General features: G+C 38.5%; 2 protein-coding genes. Both read right to left on the bottom strand.

What is annotated here, in order from left to right; all coding sequences use genetic code 11:
• A partial coding sequence (locus tag J8L84_RS20150) for a hypothetical protein (RefSeq protein ID WP_211072265.1) occupies positions 1 to 438 on the bottom strand: 438 nt, incomplete at its 3' end.
• Between the two features lie 143 nt (positions 439 to 581).
• Positions 582 to 869: a hypothetical protein gene (locus tag J8L84_RS20145; RefSeq protein ID WP_211072264.1), complete on the bottom strand. Its 288-nt coding sequence runs from the start codon at positions 867 to 869 to the stop codon at positions 582 to 584.
• Between the last annotated feature and the right edge of the window lie 40 nt (positions 870 to 909).

Raw genomic sequence — 909 nt, 5'->3', positions numbered from 1 at the left:
TGTTCGACCGTAAAACTTCCTAAGTACTACTTCAGTTTTGTTTAATTCCGACGTTACCGATTTGAACCCGCCTTCAAGAAAGAAGGAGAGGTTTTGAGTAATAAAGTCTATATCAAGAGCAAGGATCTTTTCGTAACCAGATGTTCTATGTGTATCTCGTTCTCGCAACTTATCCAAGCCATCCAAATAACAAATGGCTTGCTCTATTGTAAATGGCTCATTTAACTTTGTTGCACCAAATGTTGTTAGAAGACCAAAGCCCCAGTGTATACCTTCAAATCCAATAAAAACATCCGGATTCTTAAACCTAATTTTAAACGGGTTGATATAAGTACCGCCACAAACGATACACTCCTTAAGTGCATACTCTTGGGCTACAGCGTCAAAAGACGACCGACAACGACTTTTAAACAAATCAACTTGAGCTTGGTTATTCATACTAGAACATAACTTTTAAATAAGGGGCGATAACGCGTAGGGCATGATAGCGAAGCGGCCCTGCGTGATAGCGTCCCAACGAGCGTCAGCGAGTGACTTTATTTGGTTGTTATGTGCGTGCAAATTAAAACCTTGTTTGTGGTTTACAGCTTTAACTTTTTAGTTGCTTTAGCTAGCTCTTCTTTTGTTAAACCGATAATAGTTTGAAAATCGTTATCATCTAATCCGAAACCGAGATTATGAGCATTTAGCGCGCTGATTATTCCACTTAATTCTTCATTGGTGAGAAGGTTTGGAGATACCTCTTGAACTTTTTTAAACAAAATATTCGCAATCGCGTTTTTTGCAGGATTTAAAATAATAATGTCTTCTGACTCTTCCAATTCAGCCAATGCTTGAATTAACACCTCTTTAACCAATGCTTCTGACATTCTCTTACCTCAACCAAGCCCTTAGGAATCCTAGTAGCAC

It is taken from the genome of Alteromonas sp. MMG017, assembly GCF_018100795.1.
In the GTDB taxonomy this organism is placed as follows: domain Bacteria; phylum Pseudomonadota; class Gammaproteobacteria; order Enterobacterales; family Alteromonadaceae; genus Alteromonas.
This window is presented reverse-complemented; position numbering and strand designations above follow the sequence as displayed.